The sequence below is a fragment of the Acidobacteriota bacterium genome, from assembly GCA_026707545.1.
Classification (GTDB): domain Bacteria; phylum Acidobacteriota; class Thermoanaerobaculia; order Multivoradales; family Multivoraceae; genus Multivorans.
Genome location: JAPOWR010000001.1, coordinates 51,556 through 78,361, shown reverse-complemented (window position 1 = coordinate 78,361; position 26,806 = coordinate 51,556). Strand labels below are relative to the sequence as shown.

At 68.3% G+C, this 26,806-nt stretch carries 19 protein-coding genes; 6 read left to right on the top strand and 13 right to left on the bottom strand.

Going from position 1 to position 26,806, the window contains the following annotated elements:
• Window positions 1-120 precede the first annotated feature (120 nt).
• Window positions 121-2,016, top strand: a complete 1,896-nt coding sequence (locus OXG83_00295) for an alkaline phosphatase (protein ID MCY3963444.1) — start codon at window positions 121-123, stop codon at window positions 2,014-2,016.
• Between the two features lie 33 nt (window positions 2,017-2,049).
• Here OXG83_00295 and OXG83_00290 read toward each other — a convergent pair whose 3' ends face one another.
• Window positions 2,050-5,514: a methylmalonyl-CoA mutase family protein gene (locus OXG83_00290; protein ID MCY3963443.1), complete on the bottom strand. Its 3,465-nt coding sequence runs from the start codon at window positions 5,512-5,514 to the stop codon at window positions 2,050-2,052.
• 194 nt (window positions 5,515-5,708) lie between these two features.
• On the opposite strand from OXG83_00290, the gene OXG83_00285 reads away from it, so the two are divergent.
• Window positions 5,709-6,365, top strand: coding sequence for a DUF2911 domain-containing protein (locus OXG83_00285; protein MCY3963442.1), 657 nt, complete (start codon window positions 5,709-5,711; stop codon window positions 6,363-6,365).
• Here the strand turns inward: OXG83_00285 and OXG83_00280 are convergent, their stop codons facing one another.
• A complete protein-coding gene (locus tag OXG83_00280) occupies window positions 6,366-7,700 on the bottom strand; it encodes a Gfo/Idh/MocA family oxidoreductase (GenBank protein MCY3963441.1) in 1,335 nt (444 codons plus the stop codon).
• Window positions 7,701-7,770: 70 nt separating this feature from the next.
• A complete protein-coding gene (locus OXG83_00275) occupies window positions 7,771-9,228 on the bottom strand; it encodes a M12 family metallo-peptidase (protein ID MCY3963440.1) in 1,458 nt (485 codons plus the stop codon).
• A gap of 32 nt (window positions 9,229-9,260) precedes the next feature.
• On the opposite strand from OXG83_00275, the gene OXG83_00270 reads away from it, so the two are divergent.
• The 3 genes from OXG83_00270 to OXG83_00260 are packed head-to-tail and all read left to right on the top strand — an operon-like array spanning window position 9,261 to window position 11,710.
• Window positions 9,261-9,770, top strand: coding sequence for a hypothetical protein (locus OXG83_00270; protein ID MCY3963439.1), 510 nt, complete (start codon window positions 9,261-9,263; stop codon window positions 9,768-9,770).
• A 46-nt stretch (window positions 9,771-9,816) separates the two neighbouring features.
• Window positions 9,817-10,608 carry an enoyl-CoA hydratase-related protein gene (locus OXG83_00265; protein ID MCY3963438.1) on the top strand — a complete coding sequence of 264 codons (792 nt, stop codon included), beginning with the start codon at window positions 9,817-9,819 and terminating at the stop codon, window positions 10,606-10,608.
• 10 nt (window positions 10,609-10,618) lie between these two features.
• Entirely contained in the window at window positions 10,619-11,710 is a 1,092-nt protein-coding gene (locus OXG83_00260; protein MCY3963437.1) for a formylglycine-generating enzyme family protein, read from the top strand.
• Between the two features lie 5 nt (window positions 11,711-11,715).
• Here the strand turns inward: OXG83_00260 and OXG83_00255 are convergent, their stop codons facing one another.
• The 3 genes from OXG83_00255 to OXG83_00245 all read right to left on the bottom strand — a co-directional run bounded on the left by OXG83_00255 (window position 11,716) and on the right by OXG83_00245 (window position 15,158).
• Window positions 11,716-12,846 carry an Sb-PDE family phosphodiesterase gene (locus OXG83_00255; GenBank protein ID MCY3963436.1) on the bottom strand — a complete coding sequence of 377 codons (1,131 nt, stop codon included), beginning with the start codon at window positions 12,844-12,846 and terminating at the stop codon, window positions 11,716-11,718.
• Window positions 12,843-14,051 (bottom strand): Sb-PDE family phosphodiesterase, encoded by a 1,209-nt coding sequence (locus tag OXG83_00250; GenBank protein ID MCY3963435.1) that lies wholly within the window; start codon window positions 14,049-14,051, stop codon window positions 12,843-12,845. Before OXG83_00250 ends, OXG83_00255 begins: the two co-directional genes overlap by 4 nt.
• A 132-nt stretch (window positions 14,052-14,183) precedes the next feature.
• Window positions 14,184-15,158: an ABC transporter permease gene (locus OXG83_00245; GenBank protein ID MCY3963434.1), complete on the bottom strand. Its 975-nt coding sequence runs from the start codon at window positions 15,156-15,158 to the stop codon at window positions 14,184-14,186.
• A 54-nt stretch (window positions 15,159-15,212) separates the two neighbouring features.
• On the opposite strand from OXG83_00245, the gene OXG83_00240 reads away from it, so the two are divergent.
• Entirely contained in the window at window positions 15,213-16,013 is an 801-nt protein-coding gene (locus OXG83_00240; protein ID MCY3963433.1) for a class I SAM-dependent methyltransferase, read from the top strand.
• A gap of 213 nt (window positions 16,014-16,226) precedes the next feature.
• On the opposite strand, the gene OXG83_00235 is transcribed toward OXG83_00240, so the two are convergent.
• The 7 genes from OXG83_00235 to OXG83_00205 are packed head-to-tail and all read right to left on the bottom strand — an operon-like array spanning window position 16,227 to window position 26,788.
• Window positions 16,227-16,850, bottom strand: a complete 624-nt coding sequence (locus tag OXG83_00235; protein ID MCY3963432.1) for a substrate-binding domain-containing protein — start codon at window positions 16,848-16,850, stop codon at window positions 16,227-16,229.
• Window positions 16,851-16,863: 13 nt separating this feature from the next.
• A complete protein-coding gene (locus OXG83_00230; protein MCY3963431.1) occupies window positions 16,864-18,081 on the bottom strand; it encodes a winged helix DNA-binding domain-containing protein in 1,218 nt (405 codons plus the stop codon).
• Between the two features lie 34 nt (window positions 18,082-18,115).
• Complete coding sequence (locus tag OXG83_00225; protein MCY3963430.1) at window positions 18,116-21,055, bottom strand: carboxypeptidase regulatory-like domain-containing protein; 2,940 nt, start codon at window positions 21,053-21,055, stop codon at window positions 18,116-18,118.
• Window positions 21,048-22,163, bottom strand: a complete 1,116-nt coding sequence (locus OXG83_00220; GenBank protein MCY3963429.1) for a DUF993 family protein — start codon at window positions 22,161-22,163, stop codon at window positions 21,048-21,050. Before OXG83_00220 ends, OXG83_00225 begins: the two co-directional genes overlap by 8 nt.
• Entirely contained in the window at window positions 22,160-23,623 is a 1,464-nt protein-coding gene (locus tag OXG83_00215) for an NADH:flavin oxidoreductase (GenBank protein MCY3963428.1), read from the bottom strand. The genes OXG83_00220 and OXG83_00215 overlap by 4 nt, the downstream gene beginning before the upstream one ends.
• Window positions 23,620-25,170 carry a sulfatase gene (locus OXG83_00210; GenBank protein ID MCY3963427.1) on the bottom strand — a complete coding sequence of 517 codons (1,551 nt, stop codon included), beginning with the start codon at window positions 25,168-25,170 and terminating at the stop codon, window positions 23,620-23,622. The genes OXG83_00215 and OXG83_00210 overlap by 4 nt, the downstream gene beginning before the upstream one ends.
• Window positions 25,171-25,213: 43 nt before the next feature.
• A complete protein-coding gene (locus OXG83_00205) occupies window positions 25,214-26,788 on the bottom strand; it encodes a sulfatase (protein ID MCY3963426.1) in 1,575 nt (524 codons plus the stop codon).
• Window positions 26,789-26,806: the final 18 nt, after the last annotated feature.

The following is a 26,806-nucleotide window of genomic DNA, read 5'->3' as shown; positions in this document are numbered from 1 at the left end:
CTCGGGCTCTCTCCAACTAGCATCGTTCGCCAGTCCACATCCGGTCTTTAGAAGAGCGGCTCGATCCCGACAGGTACTCGTCCCTTGCCGGGACCGGGCACGCGAAAGGAGGGTTCGGCCATGAAGAGTCGTTTCGTACGGATCCGAAGCGCCCACAGGTGTCTCGCGGGGGTCGCAAGCGCTATCGCGACGGTCATGTTCCTTCTGGTGGCGGCGACACCTGCCTCCGCGCAGAGAAACAACGTCATCCTGTTCGTCGGCGACGGCATGGGCGTGTCGACGGTCACGTCCACCCGCATTGCGACGGTCGGCGTCGACGGACAACTGACGATGGACCGGATGCCCTACACCGCCATTTCGCGCACGGCGTCGGCCGACTACATCACGCCTGACAGCGCCGCAACGATGTCGGCGATGATGACCGGAGTCAACACGAACACGGGCGTGATCGGCTACGGCCCGACCACCGAGTTCAGCGACTTCAACGGCAACGGCGACGGCCCGCGGTTGACGAACATCGGCGAGTTGGCCATCTCGATGGGCTACGCGGTCGGTATCGTGACGACGACTCGCGTCACCCACGCGACCCCTGCGGCCGTCTTCGCGCACGTCAACGACCGCAACCTGGAGAACGAGATCGCCGCGCAGATGGTGCCGGGCGGAGGGGGCTTCAACACACGCCTCGGAGACGGGCTTCACGTCATCTTCGGTGGTGGCCGACGGCATTTCCTTCCGACTTCGGCTTCGGACGACGAGGGACTTCCGGGACGGAGATCAGACGGACGCGATCTACGAAGCGAGCTGCAACAGCGGGGCTATCGCTACGTCTGGAACCGGCAGGGTCTCAACTCGCTGGGCGGTTCCGGCCGCGCAATCGGTCTATTCGCGTCGAGTCACCTGGCGTACGAAGCGGACCGGGGCAGCGGCGAGCCGAGCCTGGAGGAGATGACGAGGAAGGCGATCCAGATCCTCACCGCTACGGGAAAGCCCTACTTCCTGATGGTCGAAGGGGGCCGCATCGACCACGCGCACCACGAGGGGAACGCATTTCGCGCCTTCAATGACACCCGGATGTTCGACCGGGCGATCAACGCCGCGCAGCGAAGCGTCAATCTCAACAGGACCCTGATCCTCGCGACCGCCGACCACAGTCACGTCTTCACGATCGCCGGCTACCCGATGCGACCGCTCGGCGACCTGCGCTACACCCCCCGCTCGGTGCCCGCGTCGTTCCGCAACCAGCCGCACCACGGCATCCTGGGAACGGTCCACGACATCGACAGCGGAGGCACGATCTCGGAGAGCGGAGACTCGGGCGGCATTCCCTACACCATCCTGGGCTACGCCAACGGGCCGGGACACCGGAGCGGCTCGCGCGTCAATCCGAACAGCGACCGGACGGCAGGCTACGGTGGCGCGGTTCCTTCGAGCACCGCCCACTCGGCGTACCGGCAGGAGGCAACGGTCCCGCTCTTCCTCGAGACGCACGCTGGCGAAGACGTGATGATCTATGCGGTCGGCCGCACGTCGGAGAACGTGCGCGGCACCGTGCCCAACAGCAAGGTCTTCGACTGGATCAAGGACGGTTTCGCCGACCGAGGCTCGCGGCCATCCGGACCCGGCCCCAGCCCCGACCCGGATCCGGATCCCGGACCGGCTCCGGACCCGGTCGGGACCTGCACGCCCACTTCCGTGGTCCTCCGCTTCGACGGCGGCTACGAGGTCAGCATGTGCTACGTCACGCCAGAAGGTGAGTCAGGCTCGGTCAAGGCCGAAGTCTGGTCCAGCGAGGCCGGCATCCTGTGGTTCTTCGGCCGCAACAACCCCGAGGTTCTCGTCAAGGTACTCGACGGCTGTGGAGTCAACGGCCATCGCTGGGCGTTCGTGGCGCCGGTGACCACCCTGGACTTCAACCTGTGGATCACGGGACCCGACGGCAGCCGTTGGACGCACGGCAACCCGCAGGGCACGACCGCCGCTACGAAGAGCGACATCAAGGCGTTTCCCTGCCAATAGGAGCGGACAGCCCAAGGGCCGACGCACTCCGCCCTACATGCTTCGCCGGTACTCGCCGCCGACGCGATAGAGCGCGTCCGAGATCTGCCCGAGCGAGCAGTGCTTCGTGGTCTCCATCAGCTCCTCGAAGACGTTGCTCCGCCGGCGGGCCACGTCCTGCAGCCGCTCGAGACACGCCCCTGAATGATCGCCGTGACGCCGGTGGAAGGCGGCCAGACTCTCGATCTGCTGCCGCTTCTCCTCGTCCGTCGAGCGGATGAGCTCCGCCTCGACCGTCTCGGCGAAGTCCTGGCCTTCGGCGAGGAAGGTGTTCACGCCGACGACCGGCAGGCTGCCGTCGTGCTTCTTCGCCTCGTACTCCATGCTCTCGTCCTGGATCTTCGAGCGCTGGTACATCGTGTCCATCGCCGCCAGCACACCGCCACGCTCGGCGAGGCGCTCGAACTCCAGGTAGACCGCCTCCTCCACCGCGTCGGTCAACTGATCCAGGGCGAAAGAGCCCTGCCAGGGGTTCTCGCTCCGGTTGAGACCGAACTCCCGGTTGATGATCAACTGGATCGCCAGCGCGCGCCGCACCGACTGCTCGGTCGGCGTCGTGATCGCCTCGTCGAAGGCGTTCGTGTGCAGGGAGTTGCAGCGATCGAGAATGCCGTACAGCGCCTGCAGCGTAGTGCGAATGTCGTTGAACTGAATCTCCTGCGCGTGCAGCGAACGACCGGAGGTCTGGATGTGGTACTTCAGCATCTGGCTGCGGGCGGAGGCGCCGTAGCGCTCGCGCATCGCTCGTGCCCAGATGCGCCGCGCCACCCGGCCGATCACGGCGTACTCGGGGTCCATGCCGTTCGAGAAGAAGAACGACAGATTGGGCGCGAAGTCGTCGATCGCCATTCCCCGCGCCAGGTAGTACTCGACGATCGTGAAGCCGTTGGCGAGCGTGAACGCCAACTGGGTGATCGGGTTCGCGCCAGCCTCGGCGATGTGGTAGCCGCTGACCGAGGCGCTGTAGTAGTTGCGGACGTTGTGGTCGATGAAGAACTGCTGGACGTCGCCCATCATCCGTAGCGAGAACTCGGTCGAGAAGATGCAGGTGTTCTGGGCCTGGTCCTCCTTCAGGATGTCGGCCTGGACGGTGCCCCGGACCCGGCTAAGGGCGTCCGCCCGGATCCGTTCGTAGACCTCGCGTTCGACCACCTGGTCGCCGGAGATGCCCAGCAACTCCAGTCCCAGGCCGTCGTTCTCCTCGGGCAGCTCGCCGCGGTAGGCCGGCACGTCGCCGCCGGACCGCCGGTCGATCTCCGCGCGCGCCTCCTCCAGGCCCCCGGTTTCCCGGAGGTGACGCTCGACCTGCTGGTCGACCGCTGCGTTCATGAAGAAGGCGAGGATGGTCGGGGCCGGGCCGTTGATCGTCATCGACACGGACGTCGCCGCGTCGCAGAGGTCGAATCCCGAGTAGAGCCGCTTCATGTCGTCGACGGTGGCGATCGAGACCCCCGAGTTACCGACCTTGCCCCAGATGTCGGGCCGGAGCCCCGGATCCGAGCCGTAGAGCGTCACCGAGTCGAACGCCGTGGACAGGCGGTTCGCCGGCTGCCCGCGCGACACGAAGTGGAATCGCCGGTTCGTGCGTTCGGCGATTCCCTCGCCCGCGAACATCCGCGTCGGCTCTTCGCTGGCGCGCCGGTAGGGGTAAACGCCGGCGGTGTACGGGTACGCGCCCGGCAGGTTGTGCTTCATCAGGAAACGCAGCAGGTCGCCCCAGTCCGAGTACTCGGGCAGCGCCAGCTTCGGCATCCGCAGGTGACTCAGGGTGGTTAGGTAGTTCTCGCCGGTGACCTCGCGCCCGCGGACCGGATAGCTGTAGTGGTCCGCGCGCGCGGCCTCGACCCGCTCAGGCCACTTCTTCAGGAGTTCGGCCGCCTCGGGGCCGACTTCCGCCAGCGCTTCCTGGTAGCTCCGGCGCAGCCGCGCCAGGGTCTCGTCGCGCGCCGCGTCGAGCGCCGCCGCCGCGTACCCGGAAAGGGGCGCCGGGAGATCCGGGTCGTCCAGTTCGGCCAGCGCCCGGTAGCAGCCGTGCGCCTTCGAGGCGGCCGACGCTCGGCGCTCGGCATCGGCCTCAGCGGCGCGGCCCGCCTCGGCGATCTCCGCCAGATAGCGGTTGCGATTGTCCGGAATCAGGATCGCCGCGCTCGGCTCGCGCTCGTCCACCGCGATCGCCGGCGTCCAGGCGGCCTCGTCCAGGTCGAGGCGCTCGCGGAGCAGCCGGCATACGTTCCAGAACATCCAGTTTACGCCGGGGTCCTGGAACTGGCTGGCGATCGTTGGATAGACCGGCACGTCCTCGTCGGCCGTATCGAAGGCGAGCCGGTTGCGCCGCCACTGTTTCCGCACGTCGCGCAGCGCGTCCTGGCCCCCCCGGCGATCGAACTTGTTCAGCACGATGACGTCGGCGAAGTCGAGCATGTCGATCTTCTCGAGCTGGCTCGCGGCGCCGTAGTCCGAGGTCATCACGTAGATCGAGAGGTCGACCAGATCGACGATCTCGCTGTCGCTCTGGCCGATGCCGGCGGTCTCCACGAGGACCATCGAGAACCCCGACGCCTTGAGCAGCGCGATCGCGTCGCCGAGCACTTCGCTGGTCGCCAGGTGCTGGCGCCGCGTCGCCATCGAGCGCATGAAGGCGCGCTCGCAGCGGAGGCTGTTCATGCGGATGCGGTCGCCGAGCAGAGCGCCGCCGGTCCGCCGGCGCGTCGGGTCGACCGCCAGGAGGGCGATCCGCGTCGCCTTCGCCGCCTCGGGCATGCACTCGAGGAAGCGGTTCAGCAGCTCGTCGGCGACGCTGCTCTTTCCCGCGCCGCCGGTGCCGGTGAGCCCGACGACCGGCACGCCGGCGCCGGCCAGCTGCCACTCCTTGCGCAACCGGCGCAGCTCGGACTCGCCCACCGCTCCGCGCTCGATCGCGGAGAGCAGGCGTGACAACTCGATGTCGCCGTCCGGGTCCGAGGCCACGCGTACTCTGAACCGCGATTCGGGCGCCGGTCGGCGCTTCGCATGCGCCCGCTCGACGACGTCGTCGATCATCGCCGGCAGGCCCATCTTCAGACCGTCGTCCGGGTGGTAGATCCGCTCGACTCCGTAAGCCTCGAGTTCCGCGATCTCCTCCGGCGTGATCGTGCCGCCACCGCCGCCGAACACGAGGACGTCTTCCCTGCCCTCTTCCGCCAGGCGGTCGATCATGTAGCGGAAGAACTCGATGTGACCGCCCTGGTAGGAGCTGATCGCGATCGCGTCGGCGTCCTCCTGCACGGCCGCGCGGACGATCTCGTCGACGCCGCGGTTGTGGCCCAGGTGAATCACCTCGGCCCCGCGGTCCTGGATCATCCGCCGCATGATGTGGATCGCGGCGTCGTGACCGTCGAACAGCGACGCCGCGGTCACGAAGCGGAGCGGGCTGGCGTCCTCGGCGGGCCGGATCCGGGGATCCTGTTCAGGTGTAGTCATGAGCGGGTTGTCCGGGCGACTGGCCTCCGCTCGAAGTTTACTGCTGACAGGCGGATCTGATCCTCGACCAGACTCACCCTCGGTGTGGGGCTGCCGCTGCCGGCCATGCCGGCCTGTAAGCTCCGCGAGCTACATCCAACCAGAAGCGCCGGCCGCCACTGCCCCGGCCAACCGCAACCTCTACCGGAGTTGCCGTGCGAACGACGACCAGCATCAACGCCCTCACTCTCCTGGCCGTACTGCTTCCGGCGGCAGCCCCGGTCGCCGCCCAGGAGCAAGCGGATTCGAACCGATCCGACTCCGCCCCGGCAACCACCGAGGCCGCCGACAGCGACGCCGCAGCCAGGGCGGCAGCCCTGCGCGAGCGGTTCCGCCGCTTGCGGTACGGCAACCTGGCTGAACTCGCACTCAGCGGCAAGCAGCTCAGGATCTCCTATCCGGACCTCATGACGGACAGCGACGACTACCGGGCGTTCGCAGCTCTCGACCGAGGCGAAGTCGCCGCCTGGAACAGTGGCAGGGCCATCAAGCTGCTCAGCCACGCGACACTCTCCTTCGACGGCGTCGTGGTGCCCTACGGCAACGCCTCCCCCGACTATCCTGGCGTCTACAGCCTCTGGCCCAGGCGCACCGCGGACGGTTGGAGCCTCGTGTTCAACGGCGACGCGGACATCTGGGGCAGCCAGCGTGACCCGGCGGCCGACGCGGTCCAGGTGCCGCTAACGCACTCAACGGCCGACGAGCCGACCGAGAAGCTGACGATCGAGTTCCTGGAAGTCGAACCGGGCGCGGTACTGCGGATCGCCTGGGGCGATCACCAGTTCCTGGCGGCCTTCGAGGCCGCTCCGTAGCTACGCCTTCGTCACCCCTGGCACCGCCACGGCGTACCGGCCCTTCTTGTCCGGCACGGTCGGCGGGTCGGCGTCCCAGGCGTACGTCGCGGGCTCGAACGACGCATCCGACTTGATCGCTTCCTTCCAGGTGATCTTCTTGCCGGAGTAGGTCGCCATCCGGCCCATCACGGCCGTCATCGTGGCGATTGCGCCGTTCTTCGCCTCGTTGAAGGGCTTGTCCTCGCGAATCGCCTCGAACAGGCGATCGTGCTCGACCTGGTAGGGACTCTTCTCGTCCTCGGGCTCACGGTGGGTCCATCCGCCCGGCGCTTCGATCAGGCCGGAGGCCAGACTCGCCCGGCCCTTGCTGCCGTGCGCGAACTCGGCGACCTGGTCCCAGCAGTTCTGGATGTGCCGGCACTGGCTCAGCATGACCGCGCCGTCGTCGTAGGTGTACTCGACGAAGTGATGGTCGAAGATCTCGCCGTGGTCGGGACCGTTCCGCCACTGACGGCCGCCCTGGCCCTGGGCCTCGACCGGGTGCCCGCCCTTGACCCAGTTGCCGACGTCGATGTTGTGGATGTGCTGCTCGACGATGTGATCGCCGCAGAGCCAGTTGAAGTAGTACCAGTTGCGCATCTGGTACTCCATCTCGGTCTGGCCCGGCTTGCGCGCCCGCACCCAGACGCCGGAGCCGTTCCAGTAGACGCGGAGTGCGACGACGTCGCCGATCGCGCCGTCATGAATGCGATCGATCGTCTCGTTGTACATCGCGCTGTGGTGGCGCTGCAGGCCGACGCCGACCTTCAGGTTCTTCTCCTCCGCCGCCTTGGCCGCCTTGAACACCCGCCGCACGCCCGGCGCGTCGACGGCCACCGGCTTCTCCATGAACACGTGCTTGCCCTGCTCGACCGCGTACTCGAAGTGTTCCGGCCGGAAGCCCGGCGGCGTCGCGTGGACGACGACGTCGACGCCGGAGTCGATCACCTTCCGGTAGGCGTCGAAGCCGACGTAGCGGTTCTCCGCCGGCACCTGGAGGCGCTTGCCATTGTCGAACGACCCGTCCTCGCCCAGCTCGGCGAGATGCGCGTAGCAGTTCTCCAGCCGATCTTCGAACGCGTCGGCCATCGCCACGAGTTCGACCGGTCCCTCGGTCGACATGGCCTGCGCCGCGGCACCCGTGCCACGTCCGCCACAGCCGATCAGGCCGATCCGCAGCGTCGCGTCGCCGCGAGCGCGTCCGACGTCCGAGTTCGTGTTGGCAGCGGCCGCTGCCGGTCCACCGCCGACTCCGCCCGCAAGCAGGGCCGCCGAGGCCCCCGTGATGAAACTGCGCCTGGAGGTTCCGTCCATCTCTGTTCTCCCGTGACCGTTACGAACTCGACTGTCTGCTGAAAAGGTGGGGTCAGCGTAGCCGCCCCACTCACCTGTCGCAAGTCGCGAACGCCTGCGTGTCCGTAACCGCACGAGGCGCCGTCCCTGGCGAGTTGTAGTAGATGGCGACCACGCCCGACGTCGTATCCCAAACGTAGAGGTAGTACTCCAGGTCCGTTGCGGCCGCCGCAAACACCCAAAACCGGTTGTTGATGCGACACCCATCCAGGACCTTGATCAGCATCTCGACGTTGCTCTCGTCGAAGAAGTACATAAGAGTCGACGCATCACCGAGGTCGACGCGCTTGACTTTGCCGTGCCCGGTGCCGTCGTCGGTCGCGAAGTGCAACCAGACATCGAACCGCCCCCGCTGAAGACACGTCGTCGTCTCGTCCTCGTTGCACGGATCGCGCGGCAGGAAGAACCCGATGCTGTTGCTCGTTTCCGAAGCACCCGCCGCGTTCCTCGCCCGAACGGCAAAGGCGTAGTAGTCGGGGCTCAGACCCGTCAGGTCGACCTCCACGGTGTTCGCGCCGACGGAACGGATCCGCGACCCGGAGAAGGCCACGTTCCTGGGAGCGAGAGTGGGGGCCTGAAGCACCTCGAAGGTGTCCTCACTGGTTGAGTTGTCCTTCCAGGTGAGATGTACGCTGGATTCGCTTGTCGCGTAGCCGGTCAACTCCGTGGGCGCCGCCGGCGCTCTGTTCCCCGGCGGCGGTGCGAAGACGTCGCTGTAGCGGCTGGCCATACCGACCGTCGCGCGAAGGGCGCGGGCGTTCTCCTGTCTCCCCGCGACGCCGACAGTCGCGCCACTGTTCCCGGCGAGCGAGAAGATCGCCACGGGGAACGTCGTATCCGTGCCCTGACTCGTGACGGTGTGGACGCTTTCGGCCAGGTTGTTGTAGGCGAAGGCATAGGGCCGAACCGCCTCCTCGGGCGCAATGTTGCTATTCGAGGGCACATGGTTGGCACCGAGATTGTGACCCACTTCGTGAGCGAAGAGTTCGTCCACGTCGCACCAGGTTCTCGTGACGGCGTAACCGTACGGCGAGAACAGGGCGACCGTATGGTGTCGCTGAAGAACCCATGCCCAGCCGCAGGCGCCCGTGCGACCTTCAGCCGCCTGATCGATGAATAGATGAACCAGGTCGGCTCGATGGCGCTCCCGCAGTGCGCGGACCCCCCGTGGTCCGTCAGGTTCAGCGCGATGTCCTCGAGAGGAACCGTGTCCGTGGAAGCAAGGCCAGCCGGCGCCGGCGCGATGTGAACGATGCGCACCATCGCGCTGATCTCGCTGTTCGAGAAGGCCGTGTTGAGATAGTCGCCCGCGTTGCGGATGGCGGCCCGCATTCCCGCGGCGCCACCCATGCGCGCGGCGGCTGTCGGCGTGTAGAGGGCAAGCACATCGATCACTGCCGTCGTGGCCGCGCCGACCGCGCGTTGCGGCTGGTCCAGTCCAGGAAGAAGCGCGGAGGAAGGCTGGCCGGGAGCGCTCTCCGCCGCACAACGAAGGGGACCGTCCGCACTCTTCAAGAGAGCTTGGCCGCCCACGTCCGGCTTGATTCTGTAGCTGCCTTCGCCGTCACCGAACCGCCCGACCAGAATGCCATCCTCCACCGTCAGGACGACACCATCGAGTTCCTCCCCGGCAAGACGGCCCCGCCACAAGACGTTGCCGCCGCCGCGATCCTCGAACGTGCTCAGGGTCGCCGCCAGCTCGCGACCATCCGGTGTGAGAAGCCTCAACTCTCCCGGCGCCGAACGCAGCAGTTCGACATCGACGTCGATAGCGAAGGCACGTCGCGCAACTCCGACCGCGTCCACCTCATCGCCGGCAAGTCCCGTGACCGAGGCATCGCCGTCGATCTCAAACAGGGTCTGGCCGGCCGCAGGAGCCTGCACCCACATCGACGCACCGAACAACGTCCCAGCGACGACAGCCCCTCGGCATCCCGCGAACGCAAGAGTGCGAGCCCGCCACGCCGATGTTGTCGACCGGAGCATCAGCGGGCGGAGTGTAGCGGAGTCCATCCTCAAGCCGGCCAATGATCTCCGCTACACGCGGTTCGAGGACACTTCGCTACCATCCGCCGCCATGAACGAACTCCAGACCCTGCTCTTCGAACTCGATGACGGGGTGGCCCGGGTGACTTTCAACCGGCCCGAAGCGGCGAACGCCATGAACCTGCAGATGACGAAGGATCTGCTGGAAGTGGGCATCGAGTGCGACGAGAACCCCGACGTGCGCTCCGTCCTGCTGTGCAGCGAGGGACGCATGTTCTGTGCCGGCGGCGACCTGGCCTCCTTCGCCAAGGCGGGTGACGCCCTGCCGCGTGGCCTCAAGGAGATGACGGTCTACCTCCATGCCGCGATCACGCGTTTGACTCGCGGCAGTGCGCCAGTCGTCGCCGCGATCCAGGGGCCGGCTGCCGGCGCCGGTTTCTCCGTCGCCTGCGCAGCCGATCTCGTCGTGGCCTCTGAGCGGGCTGTGTTCACGATGGCCTACACGCGCGCCGGCCTGACGCCGGACGGCAGCTCGACGTACTTTCTGCCACGGCTGCTCGGACGCCACCGTGCGCTGGAACTGATCCTCACGAACCGCACGCTGTCGGCCACCGAGGCCCAGGAATGGGGAATCGTCAACGAGGTCGTGCCGGCCGACGAACTGGACGCCCGCGCGGGGAAGCTCGCAAGGCAACTGGCCGCTGGACCGACCTGGGCGTTCGGCGCGGCCAAGGAACTCGTGATGCGCTCCTTCTCGGAGGACCTGGAGTCCCAGATGGAGTTCGAGTCGCAGGCGATCGCCGACGCCGCACGAACGGAGGACGCCGCGGAAGGCATCGCCGCCTTCTTCGAGAAGCGGCGAGCGAACTTCCGGGGCCGCTGAGACCGCTCCCGTGCTGAAGGGGCTCCCGATCCTGGTCGCGCTGCTCGCCGCCGCGGTCCAGGAACCGGGTGCCGGCCGCTATCCGGACATGCCGCCGGGCCGGCCGGCGGCCGTCGACGTACCGGACGCCGTCGCGGCCACGGAAGCCGAGATGCAGCCCTACCGCGAGCGGATCGTCGGAGTCAGTGCCGATGGCGGCGAACTCCACCTCGACATGGCTCCGGTGCCGGGCGGCGAGTTCGAGCTCGGAAGTCCTGAAGGCGAGCCAGGGCGTGGCGAACTCGAGTTTCCACGGCGCCGTGTACACGTCGGCCCGTTCTGGATGGCGACGCACGAGACGACCTGGGACCTCTACCGCGTTTTCATGTTCGACACCGACCGCGGCGGCGACGAACCCGCGGCCGCCTGGGCGGACGCCGTCAGCAGGCCGACGCCGCCCTACCGGCCGATGGACTTCGGCATGGGCACGGACGGCTTTCCCGCGATCTCCATGACCCAGTTCGCGGCCCGCCAGTTCACGAAGTGGCTGTCGATGAAGACCGGCCGCTTCTACCGGCTGCCGACCGAGGCCGAATGGGAGTACGCCTGCCGCGCCGGAACCACGACCGCCTGGTCGTTCGGCGACGAAGAGACTGCAATCGACCGCTTCGCCTGGCACGCCGGCAACAGTGACCGGCGCTATCGACAGGTCGCCCAGCTCGAACCGAATCCCTGGGGCCTCTTCGACCTGCACGGCAACGTGGCCGAATGGACTCTCGACGCCTACGCGGAGTATGCGGAACCTGGCGACGGCGAGCTACTGACCGATCCGATCGCCTGGCCGCAGCAGGAGTATCCCCGCAGCGTCCGCGGCGGCTCCTGGCAGGACGAGCCGGCCGACCTTCGCTGCGCCGCCCGCCGCGGCTCCCAGCTCTCCTGGAAGCGGATGGACCCCCAGATCCCCCAGAGCGTCTGGTTCCATACGAACGCCCGCTTCCTCGGCTTCCGGGTCGTCCGGCCGCTGGTCGAACCACCCCTGGAGGAGCAAGCGAGGTATTGGGAAGCGGATCTGGACTCCGTGCGCAGGATCGTCGACCGGCAGCGACGCGGCGAGCGCGACTGATGTCGCTACTCGGGGACTTCGACCGCGAGTCGTAACGTCGGGTGGGTCTCAGGCGCCACGATGGCGTTGAGCACGGCGAAGGACAGTTCGAAGTCCGCGCTGTTCTCCCCGGTCACGCTGAGTTCCACCGTTCCGTACGGCGGCACCTCGACCACAGCGGCGCGGTCGTAGAAGCGCTGCGGGCCGACGCTCAGAAGGTCGAACGCTCCCCCGGAGCCATTCGCCAACGTCACGGTCACCACGCTGCCCCTCGGCTCCCGATACCGGACGGCCGACACCTTCAGGGACGCTTCGAGGAGCGGAACCACCACATCCTCCCGCCCGATCAGTTCGTGGTCCTTCCATGCGGCCGTACGGTTTGCATGCAATGCCTGCTTGATCGACTCCGCCGTCCTCTCCTCGGCCAGCACCAGCGTGGCTGTGCGGTGTCCACCGCCATGAACGTCGTACTCCCAGTCGATCAGGCCGTGGATATCGGTGACGCCGAGAATGGCGAGGTCGTAGTCGAGGGCGATCTGGAGCGCTTCCGCCGAGTACGTGTGCTCATTCGCCACCTCGATTCCGTGCAGGAGTCCGTCTGCGATCAACCGGCGGTGCATGTCCGTCAGCCTGGCTACACCGTCCGGCCGCTGAGTGATCCAGGCGGGGTGGTTCCAGAACAGGAAGGCGTCCTGCCGGTTCGCCTCCCGGAACACCTCCATCACGTCGGCCCGCAGAAGGGCGTTCGCGTCGCGCAGGAAGACCGCGTTGACGTGGCCGGGCGGCATGCCCCGGGAGATCTCCGCACCGTTGACCACGATCACCCCAGGAGCCTCCGCGCCCGCGTACTCCGCGGCGATCTCGAACGAGCGGTTGCGATCGGGATGCGGGATGTCCGCAGCTCGGGGCTGGTGTTCCAGATGTTCCGTCACGGCGAGCAGGGCGAGGCCGTCCCGCTCGGACTCCTGGACCCGGATGACCGGCCACACCGAACCGTCCGAAAACACGGAATGCGTGTGCAGGTCGACGGCGAGGGTGTGGTAGCCGCCCACTTCCGGAAACTCGATCGCGCGGCTCTGCGCGGCCGCCGGCGTCACCGCCGCCGTGGCCAGAAACAGGGCCTGGAGGAAACCTGGCCCGCTCACCGAGTCGTTCATTCGGCCGAGCTCGCCGGCGCTACTTCCACCTCCAGTCGCAGGGTCGGGTGTGTCTCGGGCGCTGTGAACGCGTTCAGCACCTCGAAGGCCATCTCGAAACTCGTACGGGCTTCGCCGCTGATCGCCAGGTCCAGGTCGCTGTGCGGCTCGACCCGCATGGTCGACGGAGGACCGTTGAACCGGTGGCCGCTGACCACGCGGAGATCGAAGGCGGCATCCGAGACGTTGGACAGCCTGATGTCGATCAGTTCGTCGCCCAGGCTGCGTTCGACCTTCGTCAACAGGAGCGAAGCCTCGAGCAGCGGCATCAGCGCGTCCTCGCGGCCCATGAGCCAGTTGCCCAGCCAGGCGACGGTGCGGTTCGCGTGCAACGCCTCCTTGATCGACTCCGCGCTCCGTTCCTCCGCGAACACCAGGGTCACGGTGCGATGGCCGCCGTCGTTGGGCATGTAGTCCCAGTCGATCAGGTAGTGGACGTCGGAAACGCCCAGGATCGCCAAGTCGTTGTCGAGCGCGATCTGGAAGGACTCGGCCGAGTAGAAGTCACCGTTCGCCACCTCGATGCCGTGAAGCAGCCCCTCAGCGATGAGGTCCCGATGCATGTCGGTCAGCCTGGCCACACCGTCGGGCCGCTGCCGCGGCCAGTTCGGGTGATTCCAGAAGACGAAGGCGTTCTGCTCGTTGGCCGCCTCGATCGCGTGCCGCGCCTCGCGCTCGCTCGCCGCCTGTTCCTCGGGGGTGGAGGGCTGGAGCCGGATCATGTAGTCCGCGTCGCTGGTCTCGACGAGGAGTGCGTTCGCGTCCGAGATGAACACGGCGTTGACATGGCCCGGAGGCATGCTGCGGGTGATCTCGGCGCCGTTGACCACGATCACGTCCGATCCCGCCTCCGCGGCGTACTCGCTGGCGACGGCGTAGGACCGGTTCCGGTCGGGATGCGGTATGTCCGCCCGGTGAGGCTGGTACTCCAGGTGCTCCGTGACCGCCATCAGCGTGAGGCCGTCCCGCTCGGACTCCTGCATGCGGATGATCGGCCACACCATGCCGTCGGAGAAGACGGAGTGGGTGTGCAGATCGACGCTGAACGTGCTGTAGCCGTCGACGTCTGGAAACTCGATCGCGCGCTCCTGGGCGACAGCGGGCATAGTTGCGGCGAACGCCGCGAAGGTCAGCACCTGCATCCGAACGGCCAGTCGACTCTTCATCGCGAGCTCCTCTCGGGTTACGGAGTTCCGGGACAACGAGCGGAGAATAGCCGGTGCAGCGGCTCGCTGATGAACTCGCCTGGTGCGAACCGTCCGGGCGTCCGTCATCGGACGCACGGATGACACCCGGCGTCAGGAAACGACGGCCGCGCTCCGTCGCCGGCGCCAGACGTCCGTCGCCACCGCCAGCAGGATCGCCGCGCCGGTGATGATCCGCTTCGTCGGTTCGGAGGCGCCGGCCTGGGCCAGGCCGGTCTGAAGAACCGCGATCACCAGCACGCCCAGAAGCGTGCCGGTCACCGAGCCCCGGCCGCCAAGCAGCGACGTGCCGCCGATGACCACCGCGGCGATCGCCGACAACTCCATGCCGATCGCAGCGTTCGGGTCGGCGGACTGCAGGTAGCCGACCTGACAGAGTCCGGCGGCTGCCGCCAGCAGGCCCGCAAGCGTGAACACCGCGAACTGTACGCGTGCGGGCCGGACCCCGCAGCGATGGAGCGCCGTGCGGTTGCCGCCGACCGCGAACACCCACCGCCCGAAGGCGGTGCGCGAGAGAACGAACTGCAACACGCCAACCACGGCGAGCGCGCCGATGAAGGCGACCGACAGCCCGAGGACCGGCAGGTTGGTGCCCAGCGCGGCGACCCGGTCGCCGAGATAGCTGGTCCTAGAGGCAGTCACCAGGTAGGTCGAGCCGCGCGCGATCTCAAGCATCCCGAGCGTGACGAGGAACGACGGGATGGACCAGCGCGCGACCAGCGCACCGTTGATCGCGCCGCAGAGCCCGCCGACCGCAAGAGCTACAAGGGCCGCCACGACGAGGGGCAATCCCTGATCCAGCGTCAGGACGCCCAGAACGGCAGCGGCCAAAGCCAGCACGGAGCCGACGGAAAGGTCGATGCCACCGGCGATCAGCACAAGCGTCAGGCCGGCCGAAGCGATGACCAGGGGCGGCAACTGGTTCGCCAGCGTCCGGAAGGTAACGGCGCTCCAGAAGTGATCCGTGACCAGGCCGAAGGCGACGCACAAGCCGAGGATGACCAGGACCAGTCCTCCCTGGTATCCCGGAGACAAGGAGCTGCGCCAGCCGGCAACGGCCAGCGTCATCGGTCGGAGCGCCCGGCGAGCATCGGGACGAGGATACAGTCGCGGCTGGCTCCGATGCTCTCTCTCGTTCGCAGGGTCCGCGGTGGTTCAAAGGCCGCCGCATACCGGTTGACGAAGGGCGTGCTGGGTCGATTCGGATACGACTTCGAGATCTTCCCCCGCTCGAGGCGGGACGCCCACGCGGTGAAGAACGCGGACGAGCGCTTCTACCGCGCGTGGAAGTCACCGTCGCCGGTCTGGGCGCCCTGGCGCGGCGAGCCCGACTTCCGGGAGGCCTATGAAGGCGTCGAGCCGTACACGGTCGTTTCAGGCGACCGCTGCCAGGTCCTCTACCGTCTCGCCAGCCAGGCTCTTTCCGTGGACGGCGACTTCGCCGAGTGCGGCGTGTACCGGGGCGGCACGGCGCTTCTTCTCTCGAGGGTCCTGGAAGGGTGCGAGAAGACCCTCCATCTCTTCGACAGCTTCGAGGGGCTCCCGGCGCCAGATCCGGAGAGAGATCCCGATCTGGAACAGGGCGTCTTCAAGGCGACGTCCGCCCAGGCCGTCGGCGCTCTGCTCGGCGGCTTCTCGGGATCCCTCAGAGTCCACCCAGGGTGGATCCCGTCGACCTTCGAGGGTCTCGAAAACTGTCGTTTCGCCTTCGTCCACGTGGACGTCGACCTCTACCGTTCGACGCTCGACTGCCTGGAGTACTTCTATCCGCGCCTCTCCCCAGGCGGGATCGTGGTCTTCGACGACTACGGCTTCCCCGCCGCTCGCGGGGAGAAGGACGCCGTGGACGAGTTCTTCGCCGACCGGCCCGAAGCCCCGCTCGCCCTGCCCACGGGCCAGGCGATCGTGACGAAGCTCCCCTAGTCGGGCGCCGCGACGACGTCCACCGGCGTCTGACGGTCTCCGGCTTCACCGCCGCCGAGAATCTCCAGCGCGGCCTCGATCCCGAAGACGGCGAGCCGCCAGGGCGCCCAGCGCCATGTTGTCGTTGGCGCACAGGAGCGCGCGCAGGTCCGGATACTCCCGGAGCATCGCCGCGGCCACCGTGTTTGCCTGCGCCTGCTCCCACCCGCCGCTTTATGTGTCGACGATCTCGGCGCCGGCCGCGTTCATCGCATCCTCGAAACCGGCCTGCCGCTGCTGGGCGTTGAACGCGGTCGGGATGCCGCCGACGATCGCCACCCGATCGCCCGGCGTGAGCCGTTCCGCCAGCACCTCGCCGACCCGCCGAGCGCCATCGCGATTGTCCGGACCGACGAACGGCGCGTCGAGGCCCGTCTCCGCCGCCACCTCCGCGTCGAGGCGGTTGTCAATGTTGACGACCACCACGCCTACCGCCTGGGCCCGAGCGAGGGCCGGCGCCAGCGCCTTCGAGTCCGCGGGTGCGATGACGATCGCGTCGCTGCCGGAGGCCACCATCTGCTCGACCAGGGCGACCTGCTGGGCAAGGTCGCTTTCGTTCCGGGTGCCGTTGACGATCAGGTCGTACTCGTCCGCGTTGGCCTCGTGGTGCGCGCGGGCGCCTTCGGCCATCGTCTCGAAGAACTCGTTGGCCAGGGACTTCATGACCAGGGCGATCCGCGGCCGCGCGTGCACTTCGTCGCCGGGCGCGTCGCTGCCGGGGCCTCCACAACCCGCGAACGCGAGTGCTATGACGGCGAGGAGGCCTGGGAATGCGTTGGAGAGTCTGCCGTTCACCATCGCGCAACAGAGCCTAGTCCGAAACAGCCAGCTCCACCGACTCCGCGAATCTCAACAGCGCGCTCTCCGCGGCCGCCCGGTCGGCGGCCGGCGCCTTCGGGCCGTCCGCCTCGTAGTGAAGCGCCAGCACTTCAAGGCGACCCTGACGCCGGTGCGCCTTCAAGTCGAAGCGCGCCACCAGCCGGTCGCCGGCCAGCACCGGCATGCAGTAGTAGCCGTACCGCCGCTGCGCGGCCGGCTTGAAGATCTCGAGGATCTGGTCGAAGGAGAACAGGTGCGCGACCCGCGTCCGGCGCCAGAGCACCGGGTCGAACGGCGACAGCAGCACGCCCCGGCCCGGCGCCGGACGCACCCGCCGCAACCGCGCCGCGAGTTCCAGATCCGAGGGGCGCACCCATCCCGACCGCCTCTTGCCGCCGGCCGCGATCACGTCGCACGGGGTCGCCTCCCCCGCCGCGGCCAGATCCTCCAGCGCGGCCCTGATCTGCGGGCGCACGTTCTTGAGCCGCCAGGTGTCGGCGAGCGTGCCGATCGTCGCCCACCCGTGACCCTCGAGCGCGCGCAGGATCAACGCCCGGACCCCCTCCTCCAGGCTCCATTCCTCGTTCCGCCAGCGCTCGGGTATCACCCGCTCCGGCAGGTCGAAGGTTCGCTGGAAGTTCCGGCGCGACCGGATGGCGAGTTCACCAGTGGACCACAGGGAGTAGGCGACCCACCGCTCCCGCTTCGAGCGCCACATCTCGCCCATCATCGGCCCCGTCAGATCCAGCGAACGCATCGGCCCTTCGGCCTCGACCCGGCGCAGGATCGCTTTCGCCACGTCCGGGTGCTCGCGTATCCCCTTGCTGTGCCAGGTCCTGCCGCTTCGATACTCCTTCCGTCGGAAGCCGAACGCAGGGTAGAGATCGATCGGGATCCAGCTCGCCTCGTGACCCCAGTACTCGAAGATCGGCTCGCCCGGCTGCAGGAGTTCCTCCGGCAGGTTCCGATCGATTCCGGGCCAGCGCGACAACGGCACGAGGGCGTGGGTGCGGGCGCCGGCAATCGAGATGGTGTCGAGCTGGAGATAGCCGAAACGCCCGATCAGTGCGTGGAGCGCCCGGCGCGCACGCAGGCCCCGGCCGGAAGCCGCGCGCGGCAAGCCCGTCCACTCGGGCTTCAGCAGCCCCGCTCGGGCCAGCGCCAGCCGCCGCGCGTCGCGGACCGTGATCTCCGTCCGGCCGGCGCCCACCAAACCTGCCTTCGCTACGTTCCGAGGCAACGGATCAGAACTCGACGCTCAGGGAGATCTGCACCCGGCGCGGGTCGAAGCGGTCACGGGGTTCTCCGAAGGCGGCGTCGCGCCGGAACGGGTTCATGTTGTAGCCGGTCTGGCGGTCGAAGAGGTTGAAGAGATCGACACGCAGCCGAAGCCCCAGGTCCGGCGGCAGGAGGAAGCGCTGCGTATAGCCCAGGTCCAGTTGCCAGTGGCCCGGACTGCGCCGGCTGCCGGCCTGCTCGGCGTAACGGTTGGTCGACGAGAAGTAGGAAGGCAGTCCGTACGCGACGGAGTCCCACGCCTCCCAAGGTTGCCCGGACTGGAAGAAGACGAAGGCGCCGACGCTCGCCCGCCACGGCAGATCAAGACGGCCGAAGACCTTGGCGAGATGCGGCCGGTCCCCACGCAGCGTCCCGTCCTTGTTGTCCCACACCTGCCGGCCATAGCCGTCGGCGAGGTTGGACGAACCGATGAACAGATTGGCGTCGTTGTTCCAGCTCGTGTTGTCCTGATCGAAGTTGCCGGTGTAGCGGCTCCGCACGTACGAAGCGTTCAGGTAGCCGCGCTCGCCCCGCCACACCAGTTCGACCGCGGCCTCCGAGTACTCCGTGTACGCGTCGTCGAGCTCGGCGATCACGTAGCTCGAACCGCCGATCTCCGCTCGAACGGCGTCGAGACCCGGCACGTAGAGACCGCGGGCGGCGAGGTGGGTGGGGGCACTGTCGTAACCCCTGGATCCGTTCCAGGTGTCCTCCCAGAAGTGCCCGCCCTCCCGGCGGCGCAGGTGAAGGCTGAGGGCCAGACCCCGCGACAACGTCCGGGTCGCGCCGAGCGTCCACTCGTCAATGCGACGGGGCTTCATGCCGTCCTGGAACACCTTGCCGGAAGATCCCGGGTACGGCTCGTGGGAGATGATCCGGCCGCCCTCGTCGAACAGCACGCGGAGGCTGGCGCGGGTGTTCCGGTCCCAGGAGGCCGCGCGCGCCAGCGAGGTCGCCTCCGGGTGGTAGCGCGCGTAGTTCGCGAAGACCATGCCCTCCGCCCGGTAGGACCAGGCGACGCCGAGCCGCGGCTGAATCATGTCCCGCCAGTCGATCGTGTACATCCGGTACTTCTCGCCAGGCGCCAGGGCGAAGCCGGACACCGTCCCCGGCGCCACTCGCAGACCCTGCCCGTACAGGACGTCCTGACTCAGCAGCACGCCGGCGTCGAAGGTGAAGTCGCCAGTCGCCAAGCGATCGTGGACCTCCAGGGACGTCGTCTCCGTGAAGGAGTCAATGGGCGAGACCACCGTGCCGTCCGGGCGCCGGAGGCTCATCTGCTGTACCGTAGCGACGTAGAAGACCGGCGTTCCGTCCTCGGCCAGGTCGACGCCGCCCGGCGCCTCGATGGCGCCCCAACCGTTCGATTCACGGCTCAGCGTCTCGCGCGCCTCGGCGGCCCGCAACCCGACGTGGACGTCGTGGCCTGTGGCGCCCCAGTCGAACTCGTGATCGAACGCCAGTTCAAAGCTCCGCCGGTAGAACGCCTGGTCGTTGATCAACGGATGCGCGCCGACGGCACCGCCTCCCCGGCCCGCGCCGTGCTCGTCCTCGTAGCCGTAGCGTTCCACCAGTGGCCTGACCGCGGCGTTGTAGGCATCGGCACCGTCCACGTACTCCGGGACGCTGAAGTAACCCATCAGGTCCAGATTCTCCACGTCCAGGGCGCCGTCGAGCGCCGGCTGAACGGCCAGCACCACGTCGGGGCGGGAAGAGCCATCGAGTTCGTAGTCGCTGAACCGGAACGAGAGGGCGCCCAAGCGTGTCTGCCAGACGCCGTCGACGTTCGCCACGCGCTGATCCGCCCTGCCGCCGAGCGATACCGAGTCGGCTTCGTAAGGCCCGACCGAGACGCCGTTCTCCTCACGCCGCGAGGTACGGTAACCGGCGTTGAGCAGCACCTGGTCCGACGGCATGTGCGTCAGCCTGCCGTACAGCTCGCGCCGCGTGTTCGCGTAGTCCTTGACCGGTCCGTACGCCGTGGCCGCGTTTGTCCGCTCTTCCGTGGGCCGGAAAGCGGAAGCGAAGAAGAAGAGTCGCGAGGGAACGATCGGGCCGCCGAGGGTGGCGACGGCCCGCTGGCGGTCCGTGTCGTGTCCAGCCACGGATTCCAGGACCGTCTCGGGTTCCGCCAGGAGATCTGGCGGCTCCACCGTGTACTCGACGCTGCCCGCGAAGGCGTTCGTACCCGACCTCGCCGTCGAGTCCATCGTGAATCCGCCGCTGCGGTTGAAGCCCACCGCCGTGGCGCCGGCGCGCTCGAAGGTCAACTGGTCGACGTCGTGGCTCGAGAGCTCGGCCGACAGCGTGCCGAACATCGGCAGCGACACGTCGACGCCGTCGAAACGGTACACGTTGTCCTGGCCGCTGCCGCCGCTGGCCGGTCCCCGCACGCCGTCCTGGGTCACCTGGATGCCCGGAGCGAGCCGAACGAGGCTGCGATAGTCGGGACCGAGCGGCATGTCGCGCACCGCCTCGCCGTCGATGGCGCTGGCTACGGCGGCACGGCCGCGAACGGCGACCCGCTCTCCGATCACGACCAGTTCCTCGCTGACAGCGGCGGCCGCCGCTTCGAGTTCCAGGTCCAGGGTCGTCGTCTGGCCGAGCAGCACCTGGGCCTCGACCGTGCGGCTCGCTCCCGCCGGGGTCGTGAACGTGACCCGATAGAGGCCCGGGTAGAGCCGCGGAAGCGCGTAGTGGCCGGACGCGTCCGCGAAAGTCGACCTTGACCGGGGCACAGCGTCGGTCTCGGCCAGAATGCCGATGCCGTCGGGCGAAGCGGCGCCGCGCAGCGTCACCGTCCCCTCGATGCGCCCGGTCTGCTGGGCTGTCGCGGCATCGGAGCAGAGCAGCAGCGCCAGAGCCAGGGACGTGGCACCAATCCGCGGAAGCCGCCAGTCAGTCATCACCCAACGTGCCCACGCGCTGGGCCAGAGACGCGACGCCGCGGTAGTACGCCTCGTCCCGTGCCAGATCCTCCCGGTTGACCAGCATCGGATTGTCCTGCAGCCCGCGCAGCCACGCGTGGTAGGCGAGTCCGGCCTTGTAGTGACGCGTCGGCGGCTGGAAGATGAAGCGGGCGAGTTCTTCGGCCGGCCCCATCAACTCGCGATAGCGCTCGACGTCCCCGTCGCCGAGTGCGCGAAGGGCCGCGGCCGCCGGCTCGGCTACCGCGTCGAAGGCGCCGAGCAGAGCGTGACTGAAGTCGCCCAGGGCCACCCTGCGGCCCTTCAGTTCGAACGTGCCGCGAACTCGGGAACCCCTGGCTGGCGGCTGCCCTTCCAGCAGCCGTCCGAAGTGGTAGTCGTCGCCCGTCAGCACGATCTGGCCGCGCATGCCGATGCGCCGCCGGAGCAGCACCTCGTACTCCTCGTCCAGGAGCGACAGCTTGACCCCGCGCACCTTGTCGGAATGTCGGGCGAGGATCCGCTCCAGGCTGTTGCCCGGAAAGTAGCCGCGCATCGCCGGGTGGAACATCTCGCCCAGCCAGTGCAGGAACAACGGCTCCTCCAGTTGATCGATGATCGCGCCGTAGACGTCGACGTAGTCCCTCTCGGAGGCGCCGGTGGCCGTTAGCCGCGGCATCGGCAACAGCACCGGTACGCCGCCCTGCTGACCGATGAACTCCGCCTGCTCCGCCACCGCGTCGATCAGTTGCGCGTTGCTGCCGATCGCGTCGAACTGGTCGCTGCCGGCCCCGGCGACGAAGCCGTTTCGGAGCTCCAGGGAGGAGCAGAGTTCGATCAGCCGCCGCGCGCTGGGCCAGCCGATCTCGAACCGCTGCGCCGTGTCCATCGCCTCCGCGACGCCGAAGCCGAGCGAGTCGACGTAGCGGCGCAGGCCGGCCGTCGCCTTCCAGTCGATCCAGTGTTCGATCTCTTGTGCCGATCCGGGCTGCTCGAGCGAGTGGCCGGCCTGGGCATAGCCGTCGCGAACGACGACGTGGAGCGCGGCGAAACAGAGCCTCGGTAGCGGCGCTACACCGCCGGAGGGTCCCTGGAAGGCCGTGCTCATAGGGCGGCCGCCTTCTTGATCTCCCTGATCCGGGCGAACTCGGGGGCCTGCCGGTAACGCTCATCCAGCGGGTAGCAACCGCTGACCATGTTGTTGCGAGGCCCCGTCGTGCAATCGCTGAACGTGCGGCAGACGCGCCGCCGCTCGAGCGGCCGCCCCGCCAGGACGTCGGCCGGCAAGTGAGGGTAGGCCAGGACCATCCGGCCGAGGCCGACGAAGTCGACGTGACCGCCGCCAACCTCCGCCTCGGCGACGTACGGCAGCCACTCCTGCAGGTAGCTGTAGCCCGTCCCCACCAGGGGGAGTCGCGGGAACGCCGCGCGCACCGTGCGCACGGCGGCCAGCTGACGCAGCACCGAGCGCAGCGGATCTTCGGGCGGCAGGTAGCTGTCCGACGCGGGATACGTGAACGGCCGTGACAGGTGGGGGCAGCTGTAGGGCGAACCCATCGTCACGTTGACCACTTCGACTCCGGCCTCGATCAGCGACCGAATGTAGCGAATCGCCTCGGCGCAGGTGGGTTCGGGAACGGCGACGTCCGACGGGTTGAGCCCGAAGCCGAGGTCCGCCGGTTTCGGGCCCTCGACTTCCGGCACGCCGATCCCATCCCCACCGGCGCCAAAAGGCGCCACATCGCCGATCGACAGGCGAACGCCGATGCCGAGATTGGGACACGCAGCCTGCACCGCGGCGATGATCCGAAGCGGCAGCCGCACCCGGTTCTCGAACGATCCGCCGTAGGGACCCGGTCGGGTGTGCGCGCCCAGCAACTCGTGCAGCAGATAGCCGTGGCAGCACTTGATGTCGACGAAGTCGTAGCCGGCTCGCTCGGCGCAGCGCGCGGCGCGCACATAGGCGCCGGCGACCTCCTCCAACTGCTCGTCGCTGACGAGTGGACGGTTCGCGGCCTCGCCGAGCCGTGCGTCCAGCACCGGATGAACCTGCGCTCGAAGCGGCCGCGGAAGCGCAGGCGGCGGATCGGGCCGCGACAGTCGCCCCGAGTGAGTCAACTGCAGGCCGATGACGGGCCAGCCGCCGCCTACTCCACTCTCCTCGTGCCCCGCCAGGACCTCGCGGCGAAGCGCCTCCAGCCAGGAGATGCAGCCTTCCAGCCGATTGCCGTCGATGAAGAGCTGGTTCGGATTCGCGCGCCCCTCCGGCACCACGGCCACCGCCTCACCGCCCCAGATCAGCTTCGCGCCGCTCAAGCCGAACCGCCGCCAGCGCCGCCGCGTCAGGTCGCTCGGGCTGCCTTCCCGGTTCCCGTCCCAACCCTCCATCGGGTGGATCGCGAACCGGTTGCCGGCCTCGCGGCCGAACACGGTGAACGGCTTGGCCAACGGCCCCTCCGGACCGAGCAGCTCCTCCCCGCAGTCGAACGCCGGGTCGAGGCCGCGCAGGTGCTCCCGAAAGGCCTTGACGGTGCGATGGTGGCCCGGAGGCGTGTAGGTCCGGCTCAAACTCCGTCCCCAGCCTCCACGGGCGGCCGCCAGGGTTCCGGGCCGTCGGGCAGGGCACTCAGGAACTGCGCCCCCACTTCGCCGTACCAGGCGTGGAGCCGCGCCCTCATCTCCGCGACACGGTCGGGGTGCTCGGCAGCCAGATCGTTCCGTTCACCCTCGTCGGCTTCCAGGTCATAGAGATGGACCTGGCCGTCCTCGTAGCGCTCGAGCAGCTTGTACGGACCCTGCGAGATCCCGCCGCCGGGAAAGCCACCCTGGTGGCTGTAGTGAGGGTAGTGCCAGAACAGGTCACGAACCGCGGCTGCGGCGGCTGCCTCTTCACTCGCCTCGCCGCCGCGCAGCAGGTCGAGGAAACTCCTGCCGTCGACCTCGACATCGGCAGGCAAGTCGATGCCGGCCGCCTCGAGCAGCGTCGGGTAGAAGTCGGTGCTGATTACCGGCGACGCCACGTCACTGCCAGCGGCCGCCACCGCGGGCCAGCGGACAATCATCGGCTCACGGATGCCGCCCTCGTAAAGCCAGCCCTTGCCGCCCCGGAGAGGCAGGTTCGAGGTCGGCAACATCTCGGAGGTGGACAGGCCGCCATTGTCCGAGAAGAAGACGACGATCGTGTTCTCGGCCAGGTCCAGAACGTCGAGGCGGTCGAGGATCTGGCCGACGCTCGTATCCAGGCTCTCCACCATCGCCGCGTAGACGGGATGGTTCTGTACCTCTTGCACCCGGCGCGGCTCGTTGCGAGGCCAGATCTGTTCCTCAAACCCCAGGCTGTCGGGATTGACCGGCGCGCCCACTTCGACGCCCGCCTTCGCCGCGTACTTCGCGATCAGGTCGGCCGGCGCCTCCAGCGGCGTGTGGACGGTGTAGTACGAAAGGTAGAGCAGGAAGGGCCTGCCTTCCTCGTCCGCCGCGTAGCCATCGAGCAGGGCAAGCGCCTCGTCGGTCAGCCGTTCGGTGAGGTACTCGCCCTCGGGCCCGTCCTCGAGCCTCGGGTTCAAGTAGGGCGAGAAGTAGCTACTGGGCCTCCCCCGAACGTAGCCGCCGACGTTCACGTCGAAACCCTGTGCCTCCGGCCAGAACTCCTCCGTCGGCCCCAGGTGCCACTTGCCCAGAAAGGCGGTGCTGTACCCCCCGTCGCGCAGGGCCTCGGCAAGCGTGTACTCCTCGACCGGCATCCAGTCGTTGAGCTGCGCGGGAGCGAACGTCTCTTCCTGGCGGCCGGAAAACCAGTTCGTGGCGCCCACCCGGGTCGGGTAGCGCCCGGTCATGATGCTGAACCGGGTCGGGCTACACACCGGATTCGCGGCGTAACCGCGCAGAAAGCGAACCCCGCCCGCCGCCAAACGGTCGATGTTGGGCGTCTCGTAGAAGGTGTCCGGATTGAAGGCGCCCACGTCCATGGCGCCGAGGTCGTCGACCAGGAGGAAGACGATGTTCGGCGGTTCCGCGGGCAGTTCTCCGGATCCGCCGTCGTCGACCGGATCCGTGCAGGCAAAGGCCACCATCGTCGACGCCGCCAGACTCCAGACCCTGCCAACGGTGCTCATCGGTCAAGCCTACGCCAGCATCGAACCGGGGCTGCGCCAGCCGCTACGGGCTGCTCGGCGATCGCACCGCTAGCTGCCAGGGTTCCGGGCCGCCCGGCAGGGCACTCAGGAACTCGGCGCCGACCTGGCCATACCAGGCGTGGAGCCGCGCTCGCATTTCGGCGACCCGCTCGGGTTCCTCGGCGGCCAGGTCGTTCCGTTCGCCGATGTCGGCCTCGAGGTCATAGAGGTGGACCTGGCCGCGCTCGTAGCGCTCGATCAGTTTGTACCGGCCGCGTGCGATCGCGCCGCCCGGGAAACCGCCCTGGTTGGCGTAGTGCGGGTAGTGCCAGAACAGGTCACGCTCGGAGGCGGCGGCCCCAGCGTTCTTACCCGCTTCGCCTCCGCGGAGCAGATCGAGGAAGCTCGACCCGTCGATCTCGATCCCGGGCCGAAGGTCGACGCCCGCCGCTTCCAGCAGCGTCGGGTAGAAGTCCGTGCTGATGACCGGCGCCGAGATCACGCCGCCAGCGGCCGCGACGGCCGGCCAGCGGACGATCATGGGCTCCCGGATGCCACCCTCGTACAGCCAGCCCTTGCCGCCCCGTAGCGGCAGGTTCGAGGTGGGCGACCCTTCCGCCGTCGACAGGCCGCCGTTGTCGGAGAAGAAGACGACGATCGTGTTCTTCGTCAAACCCAGGGCATCGAGGCGGTCGAGGATACGGCCGACGCTCGTATCCAGGGTCTCGACCATCGCCGCGTAGACGGCGTGGTTCTGGACCTCGCGCACCCGCCGGGGCTCGTCGCGGGGCCAGACCTGCTCCTCGTCGCCAAAGTCGTCGGGATCGGCCGGATACTCGGCCACGCGACCCGGCGGCGCCTCCGACACGCTGACCTCGACGCCGGCCTTGGAGGCGTACTTCTCGATCAGGTGCGCCGGCGCGCGCAGCGGCGTATGAACCGTGTAGTACGAGAGGTAGATCAGGAAGGGCTTACCCTCCTCGTCCACCGCATAGCCGTCGAGCAGGGCGAGCGCTTCGTCGGTGAGCCGCGCGGTGAGATGCTCGCTCTCGGGGCCGTCCTCGAGCGTCGGGTTCGAGTAGGGCGAGAAGTAGCTGCGCGGCATGCCGCCGCGGTGGCCGCCGACGTTCACGTCGAAGCCTTGCGCGAGCGGCCAGAACTCTTCCGTCGGCCCCAGGTGCCACTTGCCCAAAAACGCCGTGCTGTAGCCGCCGTCCCGAAGCGCCTCGGCCAGCGTGTACTCCCCGAGCGGCATCCGGTCGTTCAGCGGAGCGGGTGCGAACTTCTCCTCGCGACGACCGGCGAAGTAGTTCGTCGCGCCCACGCGGGTCGGGTAGCGGCCGGTCATGATGCTGTAGCGCGTCGGGCTGCACACCGGGTTCGCGGCGTAGCCCCGGGTGAAGCGCACCCCGCCGGACGCCAACCGGTCGATGTTCGGTGTCTCGTAGAAGGTGTCCGGGTTGAAGGCGCCGATGTCCATCGCGCCGAGGTCGTCGACCAGCAGGAAGACGATGTTCGGCGGCTCGGCGGGCGCCTCGGCCGCGCAGGCGGCGAGACAAGCGACGCAGACCGCGGCTGCAAGGATCGCGAGTGGTGTCAGGAAACGGGCCGGCCGCATCGGTCGACCACGCTAGCA